Origin of the sequence: Sinomonas halotolerans (genome assembly GCF_039615075.1) — a bacterium.
Taxonomy (GTDB): Bacteria; Actinomycetota; Actinomycetes; order Actinomycetales; family Micrococcaceae; genus Sinomonas; species Sinomonas halotolerans.
The window spans coordinates 125286-144825 of record NZ_JBDFRB010000007.1; the positions used below are offsets into that span (position 1 = coordinate 125286).

16 protein-coding genes are annotated in these 19540 nt (G+C 69.8%); 15 read left to right on the plus strand and 1 reads right to left on the minus strand.

The features are described 5' to 3' along the window. The first annotated feature begins 1 nt into the window (after position 1). Together ABCQ75_RS10090 and ABCQ75_RS10095 are read left to right on the plus strand one after the other, a co-directional pair. Complete coding sequence (locus ABCQ75_RS10090) at positions 2-1453, plus strand: PfkB family carbohydrate kinase (RefSeq protein ID WP_345885223.1); 1452 nt, start codon at positions 2-4, stop codon at positions 1451-1453. Between the two features lie 87 nt (positions 1454-1540). Continuing rightward, a complete protein-coding gene (locus ABCQ75_RS10095) occupies positions 1541-2326 on the plus strand; it encodes an SDR family oxidoreductase (protein ID WP_345885225.1) in 786 nt (261 codons plus the stop codon). A gap of 14 nt (positions 2327-2340) precedes the next feature. On the opposite strand, the gene ABCQ75_RS10100 is transcribed toward ABCQ75_RS10095, so the two are convergent. Further along, entirely contained in the window at positions 2341-3456 is a 1116-nt protein-coding gene (locus ABCQ75_RS10100) for a glycosyltransferase family 9 protein (RefSeq protein WP_345885226.1), read from the minus strand. 303 nt (positions 3457-3759) lie between these two features. Between ABCQ75_RS10100 and ABCQ75_RS10105 the strand changes: the two genes are divergently transcribed. The 13 genes from ABCQ75_RS10105 (at position 3760) to pstB (ending at position 19537) form a co-directional block, all read left to right on the plus strand. Beyond that, the gene (locus ABCQ75_RS10105) at positions 3760-5301 is read left to right on the plus strand and encodes a PfkB family carbohydrate kinase (RefSeq protein ID WP_345885229.1); all 1542 of its coding nucleotides are present in this window, start codon (positions 3760-3762) and stop codon (positions 5299-5301) included. Positions 5302-5410: 109 nt separating this feature from the next. Then, positions 5411-5680 carry a DUF7218 family protein gene (locus ABCQ75_RS10110; protein ID WP_345885231.1) on the plus strand — a complete coding sequence of 90 codons (270 nt, stop codon included), beginning with the start codon at positions 5411-5413 and terminating at the stop codon, positions 5678-5680. Beyond that, positions 5661-6260, plus strand: a complete 600-nt coding sequence (locus tag ABCQ75_RS10115; protein ID WP_345885233.1) for a DUF6328 family protein — start codon at positions 5661-5663, stop codon at positions 6258-6260. The genes ABCQ75_RS10110 and ABCQ75_RS10115 overlap by 20 nt, the downstream gene beginning before the upstream one ends. A gap of 172 nt (positions 6261-6432) precedes the next feature. After that, a complete protein-coding gene (locus tag ABCQ75_RS10120; RefSeq protein WP_345885235.1) occupies positions 6433-6792 on the plus strand; it encodes an SPW repeat domain-containing protein in 360 nt (119 codons plus the stop codon). A 282-nt stretch (positions 6793-7074) separates the two neighbouring features. Further along, positions 7075-7680, plus strand: coding sequence for a hypothetical protein (locus ABCQ75_RS10125; protein WP_345885237.1), 606 nt, complete (start codon positions 7075-7077; stop codon positions 7678-7680). 155 nt (positions 7681-7835) lie between these two features. After that, positions 7836-8960 carry a hypothetical protein gene (locus tag ABCQ75_RS10130; protein WP_345885238.1) on the plus strand — a complete coding sequence of 375 codons (1125 nt, stop codon included), beginning with the start codon at positions 7836-7838 and terminating at the stop codon, positions 8958-8960. Positions 8961-9032: 72 nt separating this feature from the next. Next, positions 9033-10433: a hypothetical protein gene (locus tag ABCQ75_RS10135; RefSeq protein ID WP_345885240.1), complete on the plus strand. Its 1401-nt coding sequence runs from the start codon at positions 9033-9035 to the stop codon at positions 10431-10433. Between the two features lie 408 nt (positions 10434-10841). Further along, the gene (locus ABCQ75_RS10140; RefSeq protein WP_345885243.1) at positions 10842-13490 is read left to right on the plus strand and encodes a hypothetical protein; all 2649 of its coding nucleotides are present in this window, start codon (positions 10842-10844) and stop codon (positions 13488-13490) included. Next, entirely contained in the window at positions 13487-14509 is a 1023-nt protein-coding gene (gene pstC, locus ABCQ75_RS10145) for a phosphate ABC transporter permease subunit PstC (RefSeq protein WP_345885244.1), read from the plus strand. Before ABCQ75_RS10140 ends, pstC begins: the two co-directional genes overlap by 4 nt. A gap of 4 nt (positions 14510-14513) precedes the next feature. Then, positions 14514-15830: a PstA family ABC transporter permease gene (locus ABCQ75_RS10150; protein ID WP_345885247.1), complete on the plus strand. Its 1317-nt coding sequence runs from the start codon at positions 14514-14516 to the stop codon at positions 15828-15830. After that, the gene (locus tag ABCQ75_RS10155; protein ID WP_345885249.1) at positions 15827-17596 is read left to right on the plus strand and encodes a substrate-binding domain-containing protein; all 1770 of its coding nucleotides are present in this window, start codon (positions 15827-15829) and stop codon (positions 17594-17596) included. Before ABCQ75_RS10150 ends, ABCQ75_RS10155 begins: the two co-directional genes overlap by 4 nt. Continuing rightward, positions 17593-18603 carry a sortase gene (locus tag ABCQ75_RS10160; RefSeq protein WP_345885251.1) on the plus strand — a complete coding sequence of 337 codons (1011 nt, stop codon included), beginning with the start codon at positions 17593-17595 and terminating at the stop codon, positions 18601-18603. Before ABCQ75_RS10155 ends, ABCQ75_RS10160 begins: the two co-directional genes overlap by 4 nt. 10 nt (positions 18604-18613) lie before the next feature. Next, positions 18614-19537, plus strand: coding sequence for a phosphate ABC transporter ATP-binding protein PstB (pstB, locus tag ABCQ75_RS10165; RefSeq protein WP_345885253.1), 924 nt, complete (start codon positions 18614-18616; stop codon positions 19535-19537). Positions 19538-19540: the final 3 nt, after the last annotated feature.

Here is a 19540-nt window from a genome sequence, read left to right on the forward strand (position 1 = left end):
GATGAGGATCGCAGTGGTGGGGGACACCCTCCTGGACATCGACCTGACGGGACACGCAGACCGCCTCTGCCCGGACGCCCCCGCGCCGGTCGTGGATGTCCGGGAGCGGATCGAACGCCCGGGCGGGGCCGGGCTCGTGGCGACGATGCTCGCCGACGACGGCCACGACGTGGAGCTCGTCACGGCCCTCGCCGGGGACGACGCCGCCGCCCGGCTCCGCGCGCTGCTCGCGCCGGTGCGGGTCACGGCCGGCGCCCTGGGCGGCCCGACTCCCGTGAAGATGCGCGTCACCGCGGACGGCCAGCGGATCGCCCGCGTCGACGAGGGCTGTGGGACCAGGCCGCTGCCGCTCGTGGACGAGGCCATGGTCGCCGCACTCGATGCCGTGGACGCCGTGGTGGTCGCCGACTACGGCCGCGGCGTCGCGGACTCGCCGGCCCTCCGCGCCGCGCTCGAGGCCGCCGCGAGCCGGGTCCCGCTCGTGTGGGACCCGCACCCGCGCGGTCCACGCCCCGTGGCCGGCGCGGCGGCGGTGACCCCGAACCTGCCCGAGCTGCTCTCGCTCTCGGGCCGGGATGTCCACGAGCTCGGTGCCGTTGCATCGGCGGCGGGACGGCTCCTGCAGCGCTGGGGTGCCCAGTCCGTCATCGTCACCCTCGCCGAGCGCGGTGCGCTCGTGTGCTCGCCCGACGGCGACACGCACGTCGCGGTGCCCTCGGCCGGACTGCGGATCGAGGATCCGTGCGGGGCTGGGGACAGGTTCGCGTCCGCGCTCGCCGTGGCGCTGGCCCGGGGGGAGTCCCTCGAGGCAGCGGCCGAGACGAGCGTCGCGACCGCGGTGGCATTCCTCGCGAGCGGCGGGGTGCGCTCCCTCGCCCCCGACGCAGGGGCCGCGGCCGACGCCGGGGCCTCGCCGGCTGCGGCGGCCGCACCCCGCGAGATGGTTTCCCGTCCGGCCTCCGGCAATGGGGGGAGGCTGGGCGGGGAGGACCCCCGCGCGAGCGCGGCAGTGGACCTCGCCCGGAGGGTCCGCGCGGCAGGCGGGAGGGTGGTCGCGGCAGGCGGCTGCTTCGACCTCCTGCACACGGGCCACCTGCGCCTCCTCGAGGCAGCGCGCGCCATGGGCGACTGCCTGATCGTGTGCCTCAACTCGGACGACTCGGTCCGGCGGCTCAAGGGCCCCGATCGGCCCGTCATGGGGCAGGCGGACCGGGCCGAGCTGCTCGAGGGCCTCGCGTGCGTGGACGCGGTCGAGGTGTTCGGCGAGGACACGCCCGAGGCGGCGATCGCGAGGCTGCGCCCGCACGTCTGGGTCAAGGGCGGTGACTACCGCGCCGACGACCTCCCCGAGACCGCGCTCCTGCGCAGCTGGGGCGGCGAAACGGTGACCGTGCCGCTCGAGCCAGGGCGGTCGACGACGTCGCTCGCCACCGCGATCGCGGGCCTCGGCTGAGCTGACCCCGCTTTCTGATTCCTGAGAAGCCCGATTCCTGGGAAGCCCGATTCCTGGGAACACAGCCCGAGAGAGAGGACTGCCCGCATGACTGACACCACCCACCTGATCAACGGCGCCGAGACCCCGGCGGCGAGCCCGGCGGCGAGCCCGGCGGCGAGCACGGCCGGCGAGGCCGCGGCGAGCCCCCTGAAAGGTGCCCGCATCCTCGTGACCGGGGGCGCGTCCGGCCTCGGGGCGGCGGTTGTCGAGGCCGCCGCGGGAGCGGGTGCCGTCCCGCTCGTCCTGGACCGGCAGCCGGCAGGAGAGGGCCAGCGCGGCTGGACCGTGGACCTCTCCGAGCGGGAGGCAGCAGAGGCCGCCGTCGCGCAGGCCGCCGAGGAGATGGGCGGACTCGACGCGATCGTGTGCGCCGCGGGTATCGACAAGTGCGGCGAGCTCGGCGAGGTGCCCGCGGAGGACTGGGAGCGCGTGGTCCGCGTGAACCTCCTCGGCACGGCGGCCGTGGTCCGCGCCGCGCTCCCTTACCTCGAGCGCAGCCGAGGCAGGGTCGTGACCGTCGCCTCGACCCTGGGCCTGCGCGGCGCCGCCGGGGCCACCGCCTACTGCGCGTCCAAGTTCGGGGTGATCGGCTTCAGCCGCGCCCTCGCGGCCGAGCTCAAGGGCCGGGTGGGCGTCACCACCCTCATCCCGGGCGGCATGGACACGCCGTTCTTCGACGACCGCCCGGAGCAGTACAAGCCCCATGACCGCACCAACCTCAACCGTCCCTCGGACGTGGCGCGGTCCGTGCTCTTCGCGCTGTCCCAGCCCCCGGGCTGCGAGGTGCGCGAGCTGCTGGTCGCCGGCTCCATGGAGGACTCCTGGCCGTAGCCGGACCGGAGCACTCAGCCCCCGCGGCCGGCCCGGCGCCCGGCGAGGAGGCTCTTCGCGTCGGCGAGCACGGCGTGGACGGGCACCTCCTCGACCCAGGGCACGGTGTGGCCGCACGCCTCGGCGAAGGGGTCTGTGCCGTCCCGGCCGCACACCGGGCACGCCGAGCGCCACGCGATCTGCACCCGGTTCAGCCGCCGGCCCACGGGGCCCGCGTTGACCACGTTGGGCGCCCAGTACACCGAGGCCGTGGGCGTCCCGAGGGCCTCCGCGAGGTGCCGGGGCCCGCTGTCGTTGGCCACCACGAGCCGGGCGGCCGCAAGCAGTCCGACGAGCGCCGCGAGGCTCGTGCGGCCCGCGGCGGACTGCACGCTCCCCACACCCGGGCCCTGCCCCTCGGACGCCGCGCGGGCGACCTCCTCGGCGAGGCCGCGCTCGCCGTCGTCCCCCACCACGAGCACCTGCCAGCCGTCGGCGGCCAGGTCCGCGGCCACGGCGGCGAAGCGCTCGGCGGGCCAGCGCCGCCGGGCGTCGGTCGCCCCCGGATGCACGACGACGAGTCCCCGGCACGCGGGGTCGAGCCAGGGCCGCGCGGCGGCGGCGTCCGCGGCGGTCGCGGCGAAGTGGGGCACGTGGCCGGCCGAGGGGGCGCCCGCGAGCGCGGCGACCTCGAGCCAGCGGTCGAGCTCGCGCTGGTAGAAGGCGTGCGGCATCGAGCGCTCGAGCGCGGCGGCATCGTCGGTGGCGCAGCCCACCGTGTGCGTGGCCCCGAGTGCCAGGACGAACGGGTTCGTATTGCGCCCGCCGCCGTGGAGCTGCACCGCGAGGTCGATCCCCTCTGCGCGCAGCGCTGAGAGCAGGGCCAGGGTCGGCGCGTGCGCCCACCATCGGACGCCGCCCGGGCCCACGGCATCCGGGAAGAGCGGGACGGGGACGGTGCGGTCCACGAGGCTGGGGCGCCCCTCGAGGAGGCCTGCGAGCAGCGGAGTCGTGAGCAGCACCGTCTCCGCGCCGGGGTAGGCCGCCCGCAGGGCAGCCAGGGCTGGCAGCGCCCCGACGAGGTCGCCGATCCCGCCCCCGCGCAGCACCGCGATGCGGTCCACGCCCTCGAACCGCGGCTCGTGCTCCATGCCGTCTCCCGTCCACGCTCGTCGGAGCCTCCTCCACGGAGGCCGTCCCTCGCCGATCTACCCGTCCACGCGATGCCCAACCGGCGCGCTCATTCGGTATGCGCAACCGGCACACGCATCCGGTGCGCCCAACCGGGCGCGCCCGGCCGGGTGTGGGAGGAACGGAACGGGGGAAGGGAGAAGGAAGCAGCGTTCATTCCCAGTCCCCCAGCTTCGCAGCGTCCGTGTCCCAGGTTCAGCCAGCGCCGGGTTCCCGCTTCGTGCCGGGGCTCCTTCTCCTCTCCACATCCCGCAGGAGGCCCCATGACGGCAGTCGACCCCCGCACCGCCGGACAGTTCCTCGAGAGTGTGCGCACGCGCCAGCCCGTCGTCGTGGTCCTCGGGGACGTCCTCCTGGACCGCCGCTTCGAAGGCACGAGCGAGCGGCTGTGCCGCGAGGGCCCCGTGCCCGTGCTGGATGTGCAGCGCGTGCAGGATGCCCCTGGCGGCGCGGCCAACACCGCCATGAACCTCGCTGCGCTCGGGGCCAGGGTCCGGCTCGTCGGGGTCGCGGGGGACGACGAGCCCGGCTCGGCGCTCGTCCAGTGCCTGGCGGCAGCCGGGATCGAGGACCGCTGGCTCGTGCGCAGGCCCGGCGCCGCCACCGCCGTCAAGGCACGGATGGTCGCCGACGGCCAGCTCCTCCTGCGGGTGGACACCTGCCGCACGGCGAGCGACGACGAGGCCGCGGACGTCGCGCGGGCGGCGAGCGCCGCGCTCGAGGGCGCGGACGCCGTCGTGCTCTGCGACTACCGCCTCGGCGCCCTTGCAGCCCTGGACCGGGACGACCTGCGCGACGCCGCGCACACCCTCATCGTCGACGCGCACAGCGCGGCCGACTGGGCCGGACTGCATGCGGACGTGGCGACGCCGAACGCCGCCGAGGCCGCTGCCCTCCTCGGCGCCGCACCACCGCACGGGGACCGGGGCCGGTGGGCTGCCGAGCACGCCCACGAGATCGCCCGGGCCACGGGAGCCAGCCACACGGTCGTGACCCTGGACCGGGACGGGACCGTGGTGCTCGGCCCGGACGGCGCACGGCACCGCACCCTCGCGCATCCCGCCCCCGAGCAGAACGCCGTGGGCGCGGGGGACACGTTCACCGCAGGCCTCGCGCTCGCCCTCGCCGCGGGGCTCGGGATCGACGACGCCGCGGACATCGCGCAGGCGGCCGCGGACGCCGTGGTGGAGTCGCCCGGGACCTCCACCTGCAGCGCCGAGCAGCTCGCCGAGCGCCTGCGCGGGGACCTGGGCGATGCGCAACGGGCGGCTGGCGCGGCAGGGGAGGGCCTGAGCGGCGCCGCGGACGCTGCGCGGGCCCACGGCGTGCGGAAGACCGGCGTCGGGCGCTGGGAGGAGGTGCTCGCCGTCGCCGAGGAGGCGAGGGGGCGGGGCGAGCGGATCGTCCTCACCAACGGGGTGTTCGACGGCCTGCACCGAGGCCACACTGCCTTCCTCGAGGAGGCTGCGAGCCTGGGAGGACTCCTGATCGTCGCGGTGAACTCGGACGCCTCGGCCGAGCGGCTGCGCGGGCAGGCGCCGGCCGTGGGCGAGGACGACCGCGCCGCGGTGGTCGCCGCCCTCGCGGCCGTGGACTGCGCAGCCGTGTTCGACTCCGAGACAGCGGTGGACCTCATCCACAGCCTCCGGCCGGACGTGTACGTCAAGGGCGGGGACTACCTCCCGGGCATGCTCGCCGAGAGCGACGCGGTCGAGGAGGTCCGCGGGCGCCTCGAGACGCTCCGGTACGTCGACCGCCCCGCTCCGGCTCCACGCACGGGAGTGTGGGCGCGCACACGGGCGTGACCGTGCCAACCGGTGTGAAGGGAGCCCCGGTGGGGCAATAATCAGCTGACGGCAGCGAGCCCCGGCGCCGGGGCGACTGCGCTGCCCGAGGCCGAGGGAAGGAGCCATCATGCCCGCCAGGAAGACGCCACCGAGCCTCAAGGATCCAGAGCTGTACGAGGAATTGCGCGACGAGGGCGCATCGAAGGAGAAGGCCGCCCGCATCTCGAACGCGGCCGCCAAGGAGGGCCGCGGGAAGGTGGGCCGGCGTGGGGGCAAGGCCGGGGACTATGAGGACCGCACGGTCGAGGAGCTGCGCTCCCGCGCGAAGGAACTCGGCCTCAAGGGCTACTCGTCGATGCGGAAGGCAGAGCTGATCGATGCCCTCCGGAATCACTGACGCCGGCGCACCGCAGCGCGAGGAGCCGCTCGACGACGAACGCGGATACAAGCGCCGCGAGACGTATGCGGCGAAGCTCGACAGGAACTGGAACGAGCTCCTCCAGGAGCTGAGGATCCTCCAGACCGGACTCCAGCTCATCGCCGGCTTCCTTCTTACGCTTCCCTTCCAGTCCCGGTTCGCCGAGCTGGACGCGTACGGCGTGTGGCTCTACCTCGCCATGGTCCTCACGGCCGCGGCTGCAATCCCGGTGGTGCTCATGCCCTTGAGCGTGCACCGCTGGCTGTTCCGCAGGCACGTGAAGAACCGGATCGTCACGAGCGGGGCGTGGGCTGCGAAGATCGGACTCGTCCTCGCGTGCCTGCTGATCGTGGGCACGAGCTCGCTCATCTTCTACAAGGTCATCGGACTGTGGGAGTCCTGGGTCGCGGGCGCCGCGCTGCTGCTGCTGTGCCTCGTGACGTTCATCGCGGTGCCGGCGGCGCTGGCCCGCCAGGGTTCCTCCGAAGACGAGGAAGACGAGGAGGCCGAGGAAGACGAGGAGGAGGGCCAGCCGGCGCGCACGGACCGGCCGCTCTAACCGCGCAGCTCTGGGACCGCCCGGGGCGGCGGGGGTCTTTACACCCCCGCCGCCCGGGCGTGTACTGGAAGCGGCCAGCGGCTGCGGGCGCCGGCGCAGTCATTGCACCGACTGCCGACCACTGACCGGCACTCCCTCGGGGGTTCCGGGGGAGCAGAGATGGGAGGCAGCAATGAAGAAATGGACCCGCTGGGAGGACTACGTCGCGATCGTGGCGGGCCTCTACACGGCACTGTCAGTCCTGTGGACGGCCCAGACGTCCACCTCCACCACCCTCATGGCCGTGTTCGGCGTCCTACTGGTCGCCACGGGCGTGCTCAACCTCGCGATGCCGGGGACTCCATGGCTCGAGTACGCGCAGCTCGCCTTCGCGGTCCTGCTGTTCGTCTCCCCGTGGATGGGCAGCTACACGTCCCTCATGGGCGCGTCGTGGACGTCCTGGATCGCCGGGCTCGTGGCAGCGGGCGTCACGGCTGCGGCCATCAAGCCGAGCATGGACGCACACCACCACCGCATCATGCCCTCGCACTGACGGGCATCCTCCTGCAGCCGCGCAGCGGCTGCCCTCTCCAGGCCGCGGCGCGCTGGGCGCCGCGGCCTCAGCACGCTCGATTCCTGCATGAATCAGAAATCGATGCAGCCCTTACCGGAGAACGGGAGCGTGTCGCTGGAATTGGAACTGTCATGCGGCGTTTTCGTGGCGTTAGTCCGCGAGTCGCCGATTATTCGCCGAACGACCTCACTCTGACTTCGGCCGTGGGGGACAGAAAACGTCGGGGGGACGGCCGGTCTTCATACTAGAGGGGCCGTTTCCATGGCGCGTATTGCATTCACCACTTTTGCCAGCTCGTCGGCGCCTGCCGTCCAGCGTTGGAAGGAGCGCGAAGCCGACCTTTCGGCAGCGATCCCACAGCCGGATCACGTGGTCAGGCTGGCCGCCCTCGTTGGCCGGCATCGGCCCGCTCCCGTTCTCAGGCGTCCTTCGCCGCCGACCAATCAGCCGCTGGTGCGGCGATTGGGCGATTTCGGCGAATGCACGGGCTGGCGCATCATTTCCGGAAATCACCGGGAGATCGCACGGGGTGTCGGGCTGTTCCCGGACTACAAGAGCGCAGCGGAACAGGCACTCAGAATCCGCGAGAACGCGCAGTCGCTGACGCTGAGCTTCGTCCGGCATCACGCCACGGGCCGATTGGGTTGGTACGCCTGTTTTGAGGACCGTCCTGTCCTCATGGCACCGGCGTGGCACCCTCTTGCGCGCGAGTGCGACCAATCGGCTGCCAATGCGCTGGCGGCCCTTTCTGTTGCGACAGTCGCCGACAAGGCCGTCAGGCACGGGTCGCGGTATATGCCTGGACTGATTCCTTCGGCAGATGAGGAAGCAGGCGGCGAAACGGACCGGGAAGCGCCCGCCCCATGAGTTCCCTGAAATGTCTCCCAGTGTTCACCTGAAGAGGAGTTCTTCTTCGTCTTCGGTGGACGGTTTCCGGCCCTCTCGAGCCGAAACTGTGTACGGTCGTGCGCCCTTGTGAACCGTTCGACCGCTCCACACAGACTTGAGACCGGAGAACATCCATGAGATCCAACATCATCAAGAAGGCCGGAGCCGTCACTGCCTCCGCGCTCGTTCTTGGCTTTGCCGGCGTGTCGCTGGCCTCGGCGGAGCCCGCGTCGAGCGGTCGGCCCTACGCAGCCGTCGGCTCGGACACGACCCAGGGCGTCTGGAACGGCCTGACGAACGGCGGACCGATCCGCTCGATCGCCTCGTGGGACGCTTTCGCTGCGGACGGCAGCACCACGATCACGCTCAACACCTCGGGCCAGACCATTGCGCGGCCCAACGGTTCCGGCTCCGGCGTCAAGGCGCTCAGCGCCGCCGAGAACCCGAACAACCACGTCTTCATCGGCCAGGACAAGCAGACCTACACCCTCAAGCCCGGCGACATCAGCGTGGCTCGCTCCTCCTCTGCCCCGAGCAAGGCCGGCAACGAGCTGATCTTCCTCCCCTTCGCCCGCGACGCGATGACGTTCGCCTACAAGGACAGCCAGAACCGCGCTCTGGACCTGAGCCCGGAGGAGATCCAGGGCATCTTCTCCTGCACGCCCAAGGGGCGGGTCACCATCAACGCCGAAGGCAAGCCCGTGGTCGATGGCTTCGTGCTGACCCCCAAGGTCCCCAATGCTGCGTCCGGAACGTACTCCTTCTTCATGAAGGCGGCCGCCCTCACGAGCCTCGACTCCACCTGCGTGCCTCCAGCGAACCAGGGCTTCCCCGAGAACAACGCTGAGGTTCTGGTCAACGATGGCGATATCGTCCCGTTCTCCGCTGCCCAGTGGATCGCCCAGAACAACGGAGCCATCCAGAACACGACGAGTGCCCAGCACCATCTGGCAGACATCGCCTCCCGCAAGGCGATCGACCCGGCCAGCGCCGCTCCCACGCTGCGCCCGGGGCCGCTCTTCGGCGATCCCACCGTTGCGCCCCCGGTCGGATTCGGCAGCTACGCGCGCGATGTCTTCAACGTGGTCCCTGCACGCATCGCGAGCAGCACGGCGACCGAGGACGTTGTCCTGCGGAACTCCATCACGACCCTGCTCAAGACCACGGCGAGCAAGCGGATCATCAACAAGTTCGGCTTCATGAACCTTGAGTATGTGGGCGACTGGGCTGCGGGCAAGCCCTCCGGATACACCAACTAGCCCCCGCCGCCACGCCCATTCCACCCCGAATTCCCGTCCGCTGATCGCGGACACGCCTTGAAAGGGAAGCCCATGACTTCCGCAAGCACCCGAGCCCGCCTCCTGGGCTCCAGGGCGGTTGCTGCCCTCGCCGGCGGAGCGATGCTCCTCAGCGGCAGCATCGTGCCCGCCCACGCTGAAATCTCCTCCACCTCTGCCGGCACCGTGACCTCCACCAGGGCCTCCGGCGCGTGGACTGTCGCCGATCTCGCTGCGACCGAACTCAGCACCGACATGGCCTGCCCCGTGCTGGACGCCATGTCGGGAGCCCTCGTCGTGATCGCCGAACAGGGCTCCGAGGTCCCTTCGGTTGCGACCGGCGACGTGGCGGCCGCATCGCAGTACACGTTCGTCCAGGACCCCATGTTCCAGATGTCGCTGAACAGCGACGGCACGGTTGCCGCTCCGAGCACGCTCGAGAACGGCTTCCTTGACAGCGCCGGCCAGGCCGTGGCGAACATGCAGAACGCCGTGCAGCCCAACCACACGTACAGCATCGGCTACGTGTGCACCCAGCTGTCCGATGACTTCACCAAGGCGACGATCAACCCCGTGGGCGGCCAGGCCGTCGCGTCGTGGGCGACCCTCACCACCGACTCCGCGGGCAACTGGACCATCGGTGCGCGGCAGGAGCCCTTCGCCTCGGTCAGCGTTCCGCGCATCACTGGGACCACTGCTGTCGGCTACACGCTCACGGCCGCCGTCGCCGCTTCCGTCCCGGCCGCCGACGCCACCACCTTCCAGTGGCTCCGCGACGGCGCTGCGATCCCGGGCGCCACGACGACCACCTACAAGCTGGTTGCCGCTGACCAGGCGCACAAGATCAGCGTTGCGGCCCGCCACACCAAGGCCGGCTACATCGACGCGGTCAGGACTTCTACGGCCTACACGGTCAGCGGGGTCTTCGCCAACGTGGTCGCGCCCCGCATCAGCGGAACCGCTGCTGTCGGCTACACGCTCAAGGCCGTCGTGACCGTCCCGTCCCCGGCCCCGTCCAGCATCCGGTACCAGTGGCTGCGCAACGGTGCTGCCATCAGCGGTGCAACGGGATCGAGCTACAAGCTCACTGCCTCTGACCAGGCGAAGCAGATCCGGGTCAAGGTGGCGTTCCTGCGCGCGGGATACCTCACCACCACACCTACTTCCGCCTACGTCGTCCCCAAGGGCGTGTTCGCCAACCTCGTGGCCCCGACCATCGGCGGCACCGCGAAGGTCGGCTACACGCTGAAGGCCTACGTCACGAAGCCGACGCCGCTGCCGTCCGTCATCCAGTACCAGTGGCTGCGCAACGGCTACCCGATCAAGGGTGCAACGGCTTCCGCCTACAAACTGACGTCCTATGACCGTGGAAAGCAGATCCGCGTCCGCGTCACGTTCGTCCGCAGCGGGTACCTGACGGCCTCTCGCACGTCCGCGTACCGCATCGTGGGCTGACACCTGCCACAGAGGGGGCGGGTCGGACGTCGTCCGGCCCGCCCTTCGGCTTCTTCACGGCCCTCGCCTCCGGAGGGAACGCCTTTCCCGTCACCGATTGTTCATCTTCCGGGCACCCTTGCTTCTCCTTCTTCCAGAACCGTCCGGTCGGTCGCACCCCATAATTCTTGGGGCGCCCGGCGATTGTGGGGCTCATTCTGTCCGGCCCAGTTCCGGCCGTAGCGAAAGAATCCTCCGATGATTGAATTCCCTGCCCTAGCGCGCTGTGTCCGGCGCCGCGCATGGCGAAAGGCGTTCCAAGCCTCAGCGCTGGCCGGTGTCCTGATTGCCGGCTCGGCGGTGCTTCTCCCTGCTGAATCGACCGCGGCGCCGACGGTGCCCGGTGCCGACTGGGGCACCCAGGGCAGCATGGCCAGTGATTCGGCGGTCACGGTGCGCTGGGACAACGCGGGGAACCCGGCCGAGACGGTCGTGCCCCGCGATTCCAGCCAAGCTCTTCCCCACACGGCGGGAAAGACGTATGCGGACATCGACCGTCGCATCCAGACCGCAGCGGCGTCCACCTTCGGGGCGGACAATGGCCTCGGCGGCCTGAGCTGGACGGTCTCGCAGACCAAGAACCTCCAGAACCAATCGGTCACGGTGTCCTTCACCGGGGCCAAGCCGGTGGAAGGCGCGAGCGGAGGTCCGTCCACCTATCTGCAGGTCTTCCAGTGCTGGGGTCGTCCGGGTGCCGATGGCAAGCCCGACCCGAACGCCACTGAGCCGGACCCTGCAACGTGCCAGTTCGGTGCTGTAGGCGCCGACGGGGACATCTCGACGCCCGCACACCAGCGGGCTCTGCTCGCCGATCCGCTCGTCAAGGGCGGGGACTGGGAGGCGCCCGACGCCGTCGTGCCCCGCATGAACCTCCCCGCGCCTTTCCTCTCGATCACCGGCGAGCAGACCCGGATCACCGACGGGTTCGGCCTCAGCGAGTACCGCAATCCCTTCTTCAGCCGGACCTCTACGAACGAACACTCGCTGTTCCTGGCAACGGGTGCCAGAGGCGAAGGCAGCCGGACGTTCGAGCTGCAGACGGGCGCAGAGGCATCAGGCCTGGGATGCGGCTACCGGGCCGACGCGCCCAGTGTGAGCAAGTGCTGGCTCGTCGCCGTGCCCCGCAGTGGGACGATCGACAAGGTCCTCAAGGCTGGCCCTCTCGCGCCCAGCCTGTGGGGCCTGCGCATGCAGGTGCCGCTCCATTTCCAGAACGTCGGTGCGTCATGCTCCTCGGACCAGGCCGCCACCTTGAGCTTCGGATCAGAGAATCTGACAGCGGCCATGAAGTCGTGGATCCCCGGCATCTGCGAGGACAAAGGCTTCACCGTGGGATTCACCCCCATGGCGGACATGCAGGCCCGCAAGCAGCTCGAAGGCGCCAATCCCCTGGCATTCACAATCCAACCCGCGGCGAATGTCAAGAAGGCCGTTCACGCGCCGGCGGCGCTCAGTGGGGTTGTTGTCGCCATGACGGTCGACAATCCCTGCACCCGTGAGTACAGCGATCTGGTGGCCAGGGTCTGCGGATACGCCAATGAGGCGGAATTCGAAGCCGACAAGGCCAAGAACGGGGCGCTCGTACGCGATCTCAAGCTCAACGCCCGCCTTCTGGCCAAACTGCTCACCCAGAGCTACATCGCCCACACGGCGCCCGCTCTCGTCGAGGATGCCCCGTTCAAGAAGCCCGGGACTACGGAATACGGCCAGCCCATGCCGTACAGCGTCCAGCAGGACCCCGAATTCCAGAAGCTGAACCCCAAGGGCCTCGGGTCGGCGGCCAGCCTCAGCCCGCCGATTGTCGAGGGCCTGCGCTCGGATGCCGCTGCTGCCGTCTGGGACTGGATCCTCAACCAGAAGAGCGCGCGCGCCTTCCTCGAGGGCTGTCCCGATCCCTGGGGCATGGTCATCAACCCGTACTACTCGATGCGCACCTACGATTCCTGCGAGGACCAGGCCCAGAGCCTCGACGCTGCCGCGGAGCGGAAGATCGCAGATGCCAAAGAGCCGGCGAACTTCAACTACGCGAAGCCGGTCTATCCCTCGGACAGCGCGGCATACCCGCAGGTCTACTGGGCCGAGCGGCCGGCCGTCCGACTTGCCGACGGCACCGTGGAGCAGCCTGCCCTGACCGTCGGGGACCAGTACGCGACTGTGCACGACATGGCGGCAGCGGCCAACTACACCGTGCGTGCGCAGCCGGCATCGGTCACCAACTGGTGCATGGACTGCACGCCTCCCGCGTTCAAGCTCGTGCCCCGCGAGAGCTTCGGCAACCGGAACGTCATCTCCATCACGGATTCGGCCTCCGCTGCCAAGTTCCAGCTGCCGACCGCACAACTCTGCGACGCAGAGGGCACGTCCTGCGTGGGAGCGGACAACAGGAGCCTCACGAGGGCTGCACAGGACTTCGAGCCGACGGGAACTCCCGGAGTGCTTCGCCCGGACAGGACTCCGGACATCGCCGGCGGGGCCTATCCGCTGACGGTCCCTGTCTACGGCGCTGTCAATGCTTCCCTGGCCACGCCTGCGGAAGCAGCGAAGTACGCCGAACTGTTCGGGTACATCGGCGGCCCGGGCCAGCAGCAGGGCTTCCGCGCTGGAATGCTCCCTCCCGGATACGCGCCGCTGACAGCGACGCTGCACAAGCAGCTCGATGAGGCGGTCACGGTGCTCAAGGGCCTTGCACGCGGCACGATGACGCTCAAGGACCTGCCCGTCATGGACAGGTCCGCGGCCGGGGGTGCCGGCTCCGCCATCCTCCCCCTGTCGCTTGGCGGTCCGCCGGCCGACGCCCTGGCGCCGGCTGCAGCGTCGGTCCCCGCCGCCGCGGAGTCGCCGGCCAAGGCAGCCCCCGTGGCGAAGGGCGCCGACGCGGCCCAGCCGGTGCCGCTGGCCGGGGGAGTGACCGCCCGCGCCGGAAGCGCGTGGCCCCAGCACGGACTCCTGATCGGCCTGGGTGTCGCTCTGGCCGCGGTCGTCTCGTCATCACTGCTTGCCCGAGGACGGCGTTCATGAGCACTTACCTGCCGGAGTACCCGGAATCCGGGCTCGGCGCGGCCAGCCCCCGCCCCCTCAAGCACCGGCTGGAATCGGGCGACTACCTGTTCCGCACCATCACGCGGGTAGGCGGCGTCATCGTGCTGGCCATCATGGCCATGGTCGGCATCTTCCTGGCCAGCAACGGTGTGCATGCGATCAGCGAAGTGGGCCTGTGGAAGTTCCTGACCACCCAGAATTGGGCGCCCGAGAGCAACGACTTCGGCATCGCCGCGGTGCTCTGGGGCACCGTCCAGATCGCCGTGGTCGCACTGCTCGTGGCGATGCCGCTCTCGCTGGGGACGGCACTGTTCATCACTGAAGTGGCCCGCGGGTGGCTCCAGAAGACCCTGACCTCGCTCGTCGACCTCCTGGCGGCTGTGCCCTCGGTGGTCTTCGGTCTCTGGGGTGCGTACATGCTGCAGCCGAATATCGTCGACCTCAGCCGCTGGATCTACCTCTGGTTCGGCTGGATCCCCGTCTTCCAGGTCGAGGGCGTGGATCCGTCCAGTCCCCTGCGGGACACCGTGCCCTTCACCGCGTCGACCTTCATTGCCGGTCTTGTCGTCGCCATGATGATCGTGCCCATCCAGACGTCCATCATGACTGAGTCCTTCCGGCGCGCGCCTATCGGAGAACGAGAGGGTGCCTTCGCGCTCGGGGCCACACGATGGGGAATGATCCGCGCCGTGGTCCTGCCGTTCGGGCAGGGTGGGATCATCGGCGGCACGATGCTGGGGCTCGGTCGGGCGCTCGGCGAGACGATCGCGATCTACCTCATCATCAGCCCCGTCTTCGAGATCAAGTTCCACATCCTCGAGAAGGGTGCGAACTCGATCGCCGCAATGATCGCGCTGAAGTATTCGGAGTCCAATGAATTCGCGATGAGTGCCCTGATGGCGGCTGGCTTCACGTTGTTCATCGTGACGATGCTTGTCAATTTCACTGCCTCTGCAATCATCGCCCGTTCCCGTTCCGGCGCCGAGAGCGAGGGCTAGAGCCATGTCAATCGTCGACAAGATCAGTGTCCGTTCTGGAGCAGGCGACTCGCAGGCCGAGCCGCGCACCTTCCTTCCTCTGCTGGACAGGGAAGGGCCATCGACCGAGCCGGACCGTGTCCGGCTCGGAGCCGCCCGCGACCGTGTCTTCGCCGTGATCGGTGCGGCTATCGGCGCGCTGGCCATGGGCGTGCTGCTGACCGTGGGCTCGGGACTGATCCCGCCCGGCTGGATGCTGGCCGTCTCGTTCTTCTGGTTCGTGCTGCTCTACGCCGCATTGCTCGCCCTCCGTGAACCCTTCCCTGCCGTCTGGGACGGCTTTGCCAGCGTGCTGATGTGGGCGGCGGGCGCCGCCGTCGTCGGCACTCTGGCGATCGTCGTCGTCTTCACCTTCGCGCGAGGTCAGGAGGCGCTCACGCACCTGAACTTCTTCACCCGGGACATGACCGGCGCCGGGCCCCTCTCCGGTCTGGACGAGGGCGGGATCCTGCACGCCCTCGTAGGCACGCTTCAGCAGATCACCATCGCGCTCGTCATCACCATTCCCCTGGGGCTGACCACTGCGGTGTTCCTCAACGAGGTCGGCGGCCGCTTCGCGCGGATCGTGCGCACGGTGGTCGAAGCCATGACGGCGCTGCCCTCGGTCGTTGCCGGCCTCTTCGTGTACGCGGCCATCGTCCTGGCGGTCACACGGCAGACGAACGGCTTCGCCGCATCCCTTGCCATCACGGTGCTGATGCTCCCCATCATGATCCGGTCCGCGGACGTGGTGCTCAGGCTCGTTCCGGGAAACCTGCGCGAAGCCGGGCTCGCGCTCGGCGCAGGGCAGTGGAGCGTCGTCCTGTATGTCGTGCTGCCCACGGTCCGTTCCGGTCTCGCGACCGGGGTCATCCTGGCGACGGCGCACGGTATCGGGGAAACGGCTCCCGTGCTGCTCACGGCGGGCTTCACCGGCGTCATGAACGTGAACCCCTTCTACGGTCCGCAGACCCCGCTCCCGCTGGCGGCCCTAGATCTCGTCCGGTCTCCGGTTCCGGAGATGGTCGCCCGTGGCTTCGCGACAGCCGCCTTCCTGCTGTTCGTCGTCCTGGTCCTCTTCATCGTCGCCCGCCTGATCGGCGGGCAGGAGGCCGGCAAGACCACGGACGCGCAATTGCGCCGAATGGCGCACCAGTCGCGGCGCGATCTGCCCCGCATCCAGGAGAACTACGCCCGCCTGAGCGCAGAGCGGGACCGCCTCCACGCCGCACCGGACGGCGATTCCGACTCCGTCATCGATCCGAGGTCCGCCACCTCCGTCCCCTTCCAGGAGAAGCCATGATCCGCAGGCCCAAGCACGACTCCGGCCGCCGCCGCGAGGCGCTCACCATGGTCGCCGGAATCCTCACCGCCCTCGGCCTCATCTTCGCCGGCCTGGCGCCAGCCCAGGCGGCGAGCTACATCCGTATCGGCGGCTCCGGCTCGTCGTGGGCCGGCAATGCACTCCAGGACTGGGTCTCACGGGTTGGCGCGCAGGGCGTGACCGTCGACTACGAGAACAAGGGCTCATCCACCGGTCGCAAAGAGTTCGCCGACAAGATGAAGCAGTTCGCCGTCTCGGAGATCCCCTACACGGGTGACACCGCAGACCCCCGGGACAACAGCCGCCCGAGCTTCAAGTACGCGATGCTTCCGGTGGTGGCCGGCGGAACGGCGTTCATGTACAACCTCAAGGTCGGGCCGAACCGGCTGACCTCCCTGAAGCTGTCCCAGACGGCAATCGCCAAGATCTTCACGGGCCAGATCCAGAAATGGAACGATCCGGTCATCCGCGCCGACAACCCGGGCGTGCCGCTTCCGGACGCCACCGTCAACGTCGTCGTCCGCTCTGACGGCTCGGGTGCGACGGCCCAGTTCACGCTGTGGCTGCTCCGCCAGTTCCCGTCCGACTACGCGAAGCTGTGTGCCAAGACCGGGTGCGACCCGAAGAGCGCTACGTCCTTCTTCCCCATCGGCAACGGCCAGCTGCGCAACTTCGTGGCGCAGAACGGCTCGCAGGGTGTCACGACCTACACCGCGAACAACCTGTACACGATCAACTACGACGAGTACTCCTATGCCCGCGGCATCGGCTTCCCTGTTGCCCAGGTGAAGAATTCCGCAGGCTTCTACACGGTGCCATCGGAGTCCGCTGTGGCAGTGGCGCTCACCCAGGCCAAGATCAACATGGATGCGAAGAGCCTGAACTACCTCTCGCAGGACCTCTCGAAGGTGTATGGCTACCGGGATCCGCGCTCGTATCCCATGTCCGCCTACTCCTACATGATCGTGCCCACCGAGACGACCACTGCGCTCAACTACGCCCAGGGTGCCACGCTCGGCTTCTTCGCGAACTACGCCCTGTGCGAGGGGCAGCGGCCTATGGGCGAGCTCGGCTACTCTCCGCTGCCCATGAACCTCGTACTGGCCGCGATGGACCAGCTGCGCAAGGTGCCGGGCGTGGACAAGGAGACCCTGGCCAAGATGGACGCGACCCGCAACAGTGTCAGGAGCGGAACAGCCCCCGCCTGCAACAACCCCACGTTCAAGCCGGGCGATTCCCCGGCCATGAACCAGCTGGTGCGCACCGCTCCGTTCGATCCGGGCTGCAACGCCGCCTGTCAGGCCCCATGGACCGGAGCCAGCGCGGCGGAGAACCAGGGCCCCGGCAGCACCGGGTCCAACAAGGGCGGACCGGCCTCGGCGGCCAGCGCCACGGCAGGCAGCGCCTCGGCTGCTGGGCCGGCCGCTGGTGCGGGCGGCCAGACTGGGAAGGACGCGGCAGCCGCGCCGGAGGCCGCTGCGGCGGCCGCGGGCAGCTCCGGGGCTGGAGCGTGCGACGCCGACACCGGAGTGTGCGGATCGGCGGCTGTGCAGGTGCAGGGAGCTTCAGGGCAGGCCCTCTCGCCCGTGTCCACCACGCTCGAGGGCAGGAACGGCTGGGGACAGGCCCAGACGATGCTGGTCGTCGCGGGCGTCCTGCTGCTGCTGCTCGTGCTGGCCCCGCCGTTCGCCGCGCGAGTCGTCGGTAGGCGTCCCAAGGGATCGTCGTCTGGGAGCGAGTCGTGACGGCCGGAACGGTGCTCGAGGAGCCCGCTGGCGCGGCGGTCGCCGGCGCTGCCGAGCCGTCGTCGCGACGTCGGGTCCGGCCGGTACGCCGGCCGCGTCCGGGCGCAGTCCCGCCGCCGTCCACCCGGCCCAAGAAGCCGTCCGTCGGCCGGGCGCCGGTCGCGCCGTGGCGCATGCTGCTGTCGATGGTGCTCACGATGCTCGCCACTGTGATCACTCTCCAGCTGATCAACCTCGTGGGTGTCTCGCCCCTCCTGCACGCCACTGCGCAGGAGCGTCTCTACGAAGAGCTCCGACTCAGTCTCAGCGAAGGTTCCGCGCCGCTCGGCCAGACGACGTTCGACGGCGCGCTTGTCGCCCCGGGGACTCCGCTCGCGCTGCTGTCGATTCCAGATATCGGCGTGCGCGAGGTAGTGGTCGAGGGCACGGCGTCCGCCCAGACGATGCTCGGTGCCGGCCACCGGCGGGATACGCCGCTCCCGGGCCAGACCGGGACAAGCGTGCTCATGGGACGCTCCGGTGCGTACGGCGGGGTCTTCCGGTCCCTGCATGACCTCGCTCCCGGCTCCCGGTTCACGCTCACGACCGGCCAGGGCGAGGCCGCGTTCGAGGTCATGGGGCTTCGACGGGCGGGGGACCAGGCTCCGCCGGCCCCACTGCCCACCGAAGGACGTCTCACCCTGATCACAGCGGACGGTCCTGCCTTCATGCCCGAGGACGTCCTGCGCGTGGACGCGAAGCTGGTCTCCAAGCCGTTTGAGAAGGCCGCGCCCGTGCTGGTCCCCGGCTCCCTGCCCGGAGCCGAACAGGCAATGGGGCAGGACACCACCAACCTGTTCACCCTCGTCCTGTGCCTCCAGCTGCTGATCCTGGTCTCCGTAGCGGCCGTCTGGTCCTGGACCCGCTGGGGCAGGCGGGAGACCTGGCTGGTCTTCGTGCCTGCCCTCACCGCCGCCGGGCTCATCACCGGCACCAACGTCAACTTCCTCCTGCCGAACCTCCTCTAGGGACATCACCATGCGCAACACCCCCGAGCTGCCGACCGTCGCAATCGACCACGTGGAGGACCCTGTCCGATCAAGCCCGCTGGCTGTCTTCGACGAAGACCGCACACTGTCCGGCCGCCGTCAGGACAAGGCCCGTTTCGACCTCTCGGCGCGGCCTGCTGCTGCCGGGCTCGAGGCAGAGGAGATCAGTGCGTGGTTCGGAGAACGCAAAGTGCTCGACCGTGTCTCGCTCTCCATGCCCGCCGGTACCGTCACGGCGCTGATCGGGCCGAGCGGATGCGGGAAGTCGACCTTCCTGCGCATCCTGAACCGGATGCACGAGATGGTGCCCAGCGCCTCGCTGGCTGGCAGCGTGCGGCTGGACGGCCAGGACATCTACGATCCCCAGCAGCGCATCACCGCCGCCCGTCGCAGCATCGGCATGGTCTTCCAGAAGGCCAACCCGTTCCCGGCGATGTCCATCTACGAGAACACGATCGCCGGCCTGAAGCTCTCGGGCATCAAGGCGACACGCGCGGAGAAGGACTTCCTCGTGGAGGATTCGCTCCGCAAGGCATCGCTGTGGGATGAGGTCAAGGACAGGCTCCAGCAGCCCGGGGGTGGGCTGTCCGGAGGACAGCAGCAGCGCCTCTGCATCGCCCGATCCCTCGCGGTCAGCCCGCAGGTCCTGCTGATGGACGAACCCTGCTCGGCCCTTGATCCCACATCCACGCGGCGCGTGGAAGAGACCATCGAGTCGCTGCGCGGCCAGGTCACCGTCGTCATCGTCACCCACAACATGCAGCAGGCAGCGCGCGTGTCTGACACGTGCGCGTTCTTCCTGGCGGCCCAGAACACGCCCGGGGTGATCGTGGAACACGGCGACACCGATGCGATGTTCCACAGCCCTCGCGACCAGCGGACCAGCGACTACGTCAACGGTCGGTTCGGCTGAGCC

Coding starts and splice junctions, on each gene's coding strand:
- ABCQ75_RS10090 (WP_345885223.1), top strand. CDS start 2: ATGAGGATCGCAGTGGTGGGGGACACCCTCCTGGACATCGACCTGACG.
- ABCQ75_RS10095 (WP_345885225.1), top strand. CDS start 1,541: ATGACTGACACCACCCACCTGATCAACGGCGCCGAGACCCCGGCGGCG.
- ABCQ75_RS10100 (WP_345885226.1), bottom strand. CDS start 3,456: ATGGAGCACGAGCCGCGGTTCGAGGGCGTGGACCGCATCGCGGTGCTG.
- ABCQ75_RS10105 (WP_345885229.1), top strand. CDS start 3,760: ATGACGGCAGTCGACCCCCGCACCGCCGGACAGTTCCTCGAGAGTGTG.
- ABCQ75_RS10110 (WP_345885231.1), top strand. CDS start 5,411: ATGCCCGCCAGGAAGACGCCACCGAGCCTCAAGGATCCAGAGCTGTAC.
- ABCQ75_RS10115 (WP_345885233.1), top strand. CDS start 5,661: ATGCCCTCCGGAATCACTGACGCCGGCGCACCGCAGCGCGAGGAGCCG.
- ABCQ75_RS10120 (WP_345885235.1), top strand. CDS start 6,433: ATGAAGAAATGGACCCGCTGGGAGGACTACGTCGCGATCGTGGCGGGC.
- ABCQ75_RS10125 (WP_345885237.1), top strand. CDS start 7,075: ATGGCGCGTATTGCATTCACCACTTTTGCCAGCTCGTCGGCGCCTGCC.
- ABCQ75_RS10130 (WP_345885238.1), top strand. CDS start 7,836: ATGAGATCCAACATCATCAAGAAGGCCGGAGCCGTCACTGCCTCCGCG.
- ABCQ75_RS10135 (WP_345885240.1), top strand. CDS start 9,033: ATGACTTCCGCAAGCACCCGAGCCCGCCTCCTGGGCTCCAGGGCGGTT.
- ABCQ75_RS10140 (WP_345885243.1), top strand. CDS start 10,842: ATGGCCAGTGATTCGGCGGTCACGGTGCGCTGGGACAACGCGGGGAAC.
- pstC (WP_345885244.1), top strand. CDS start 13,487: ATGAGCACTTACCTGCCGGAGTACCCGGAATCCGGGCTCGGCGCGGCC.
- ABCQ75_RS10150 (WP_345885247.1), top strand. CDS start 14,514: ATGTCAATCGTCGACAAGATCAGTGTCCGTTCTGGAGCAGGCGACTCG.
- ABCQ75_RS10155 (WP_345885249.1), top strand. CDS start 15,827: ATGATCCGCAGGCCCAAGCACGACTCCGGCCGCCGCCGCGAGGCGCTC.
- pstB (WP_345885253.1), top strand. CDS start 18,614: ATGCGCAACACCCCCGAGCTGCCGACCGTCGCAATCGACCACGTGGAG.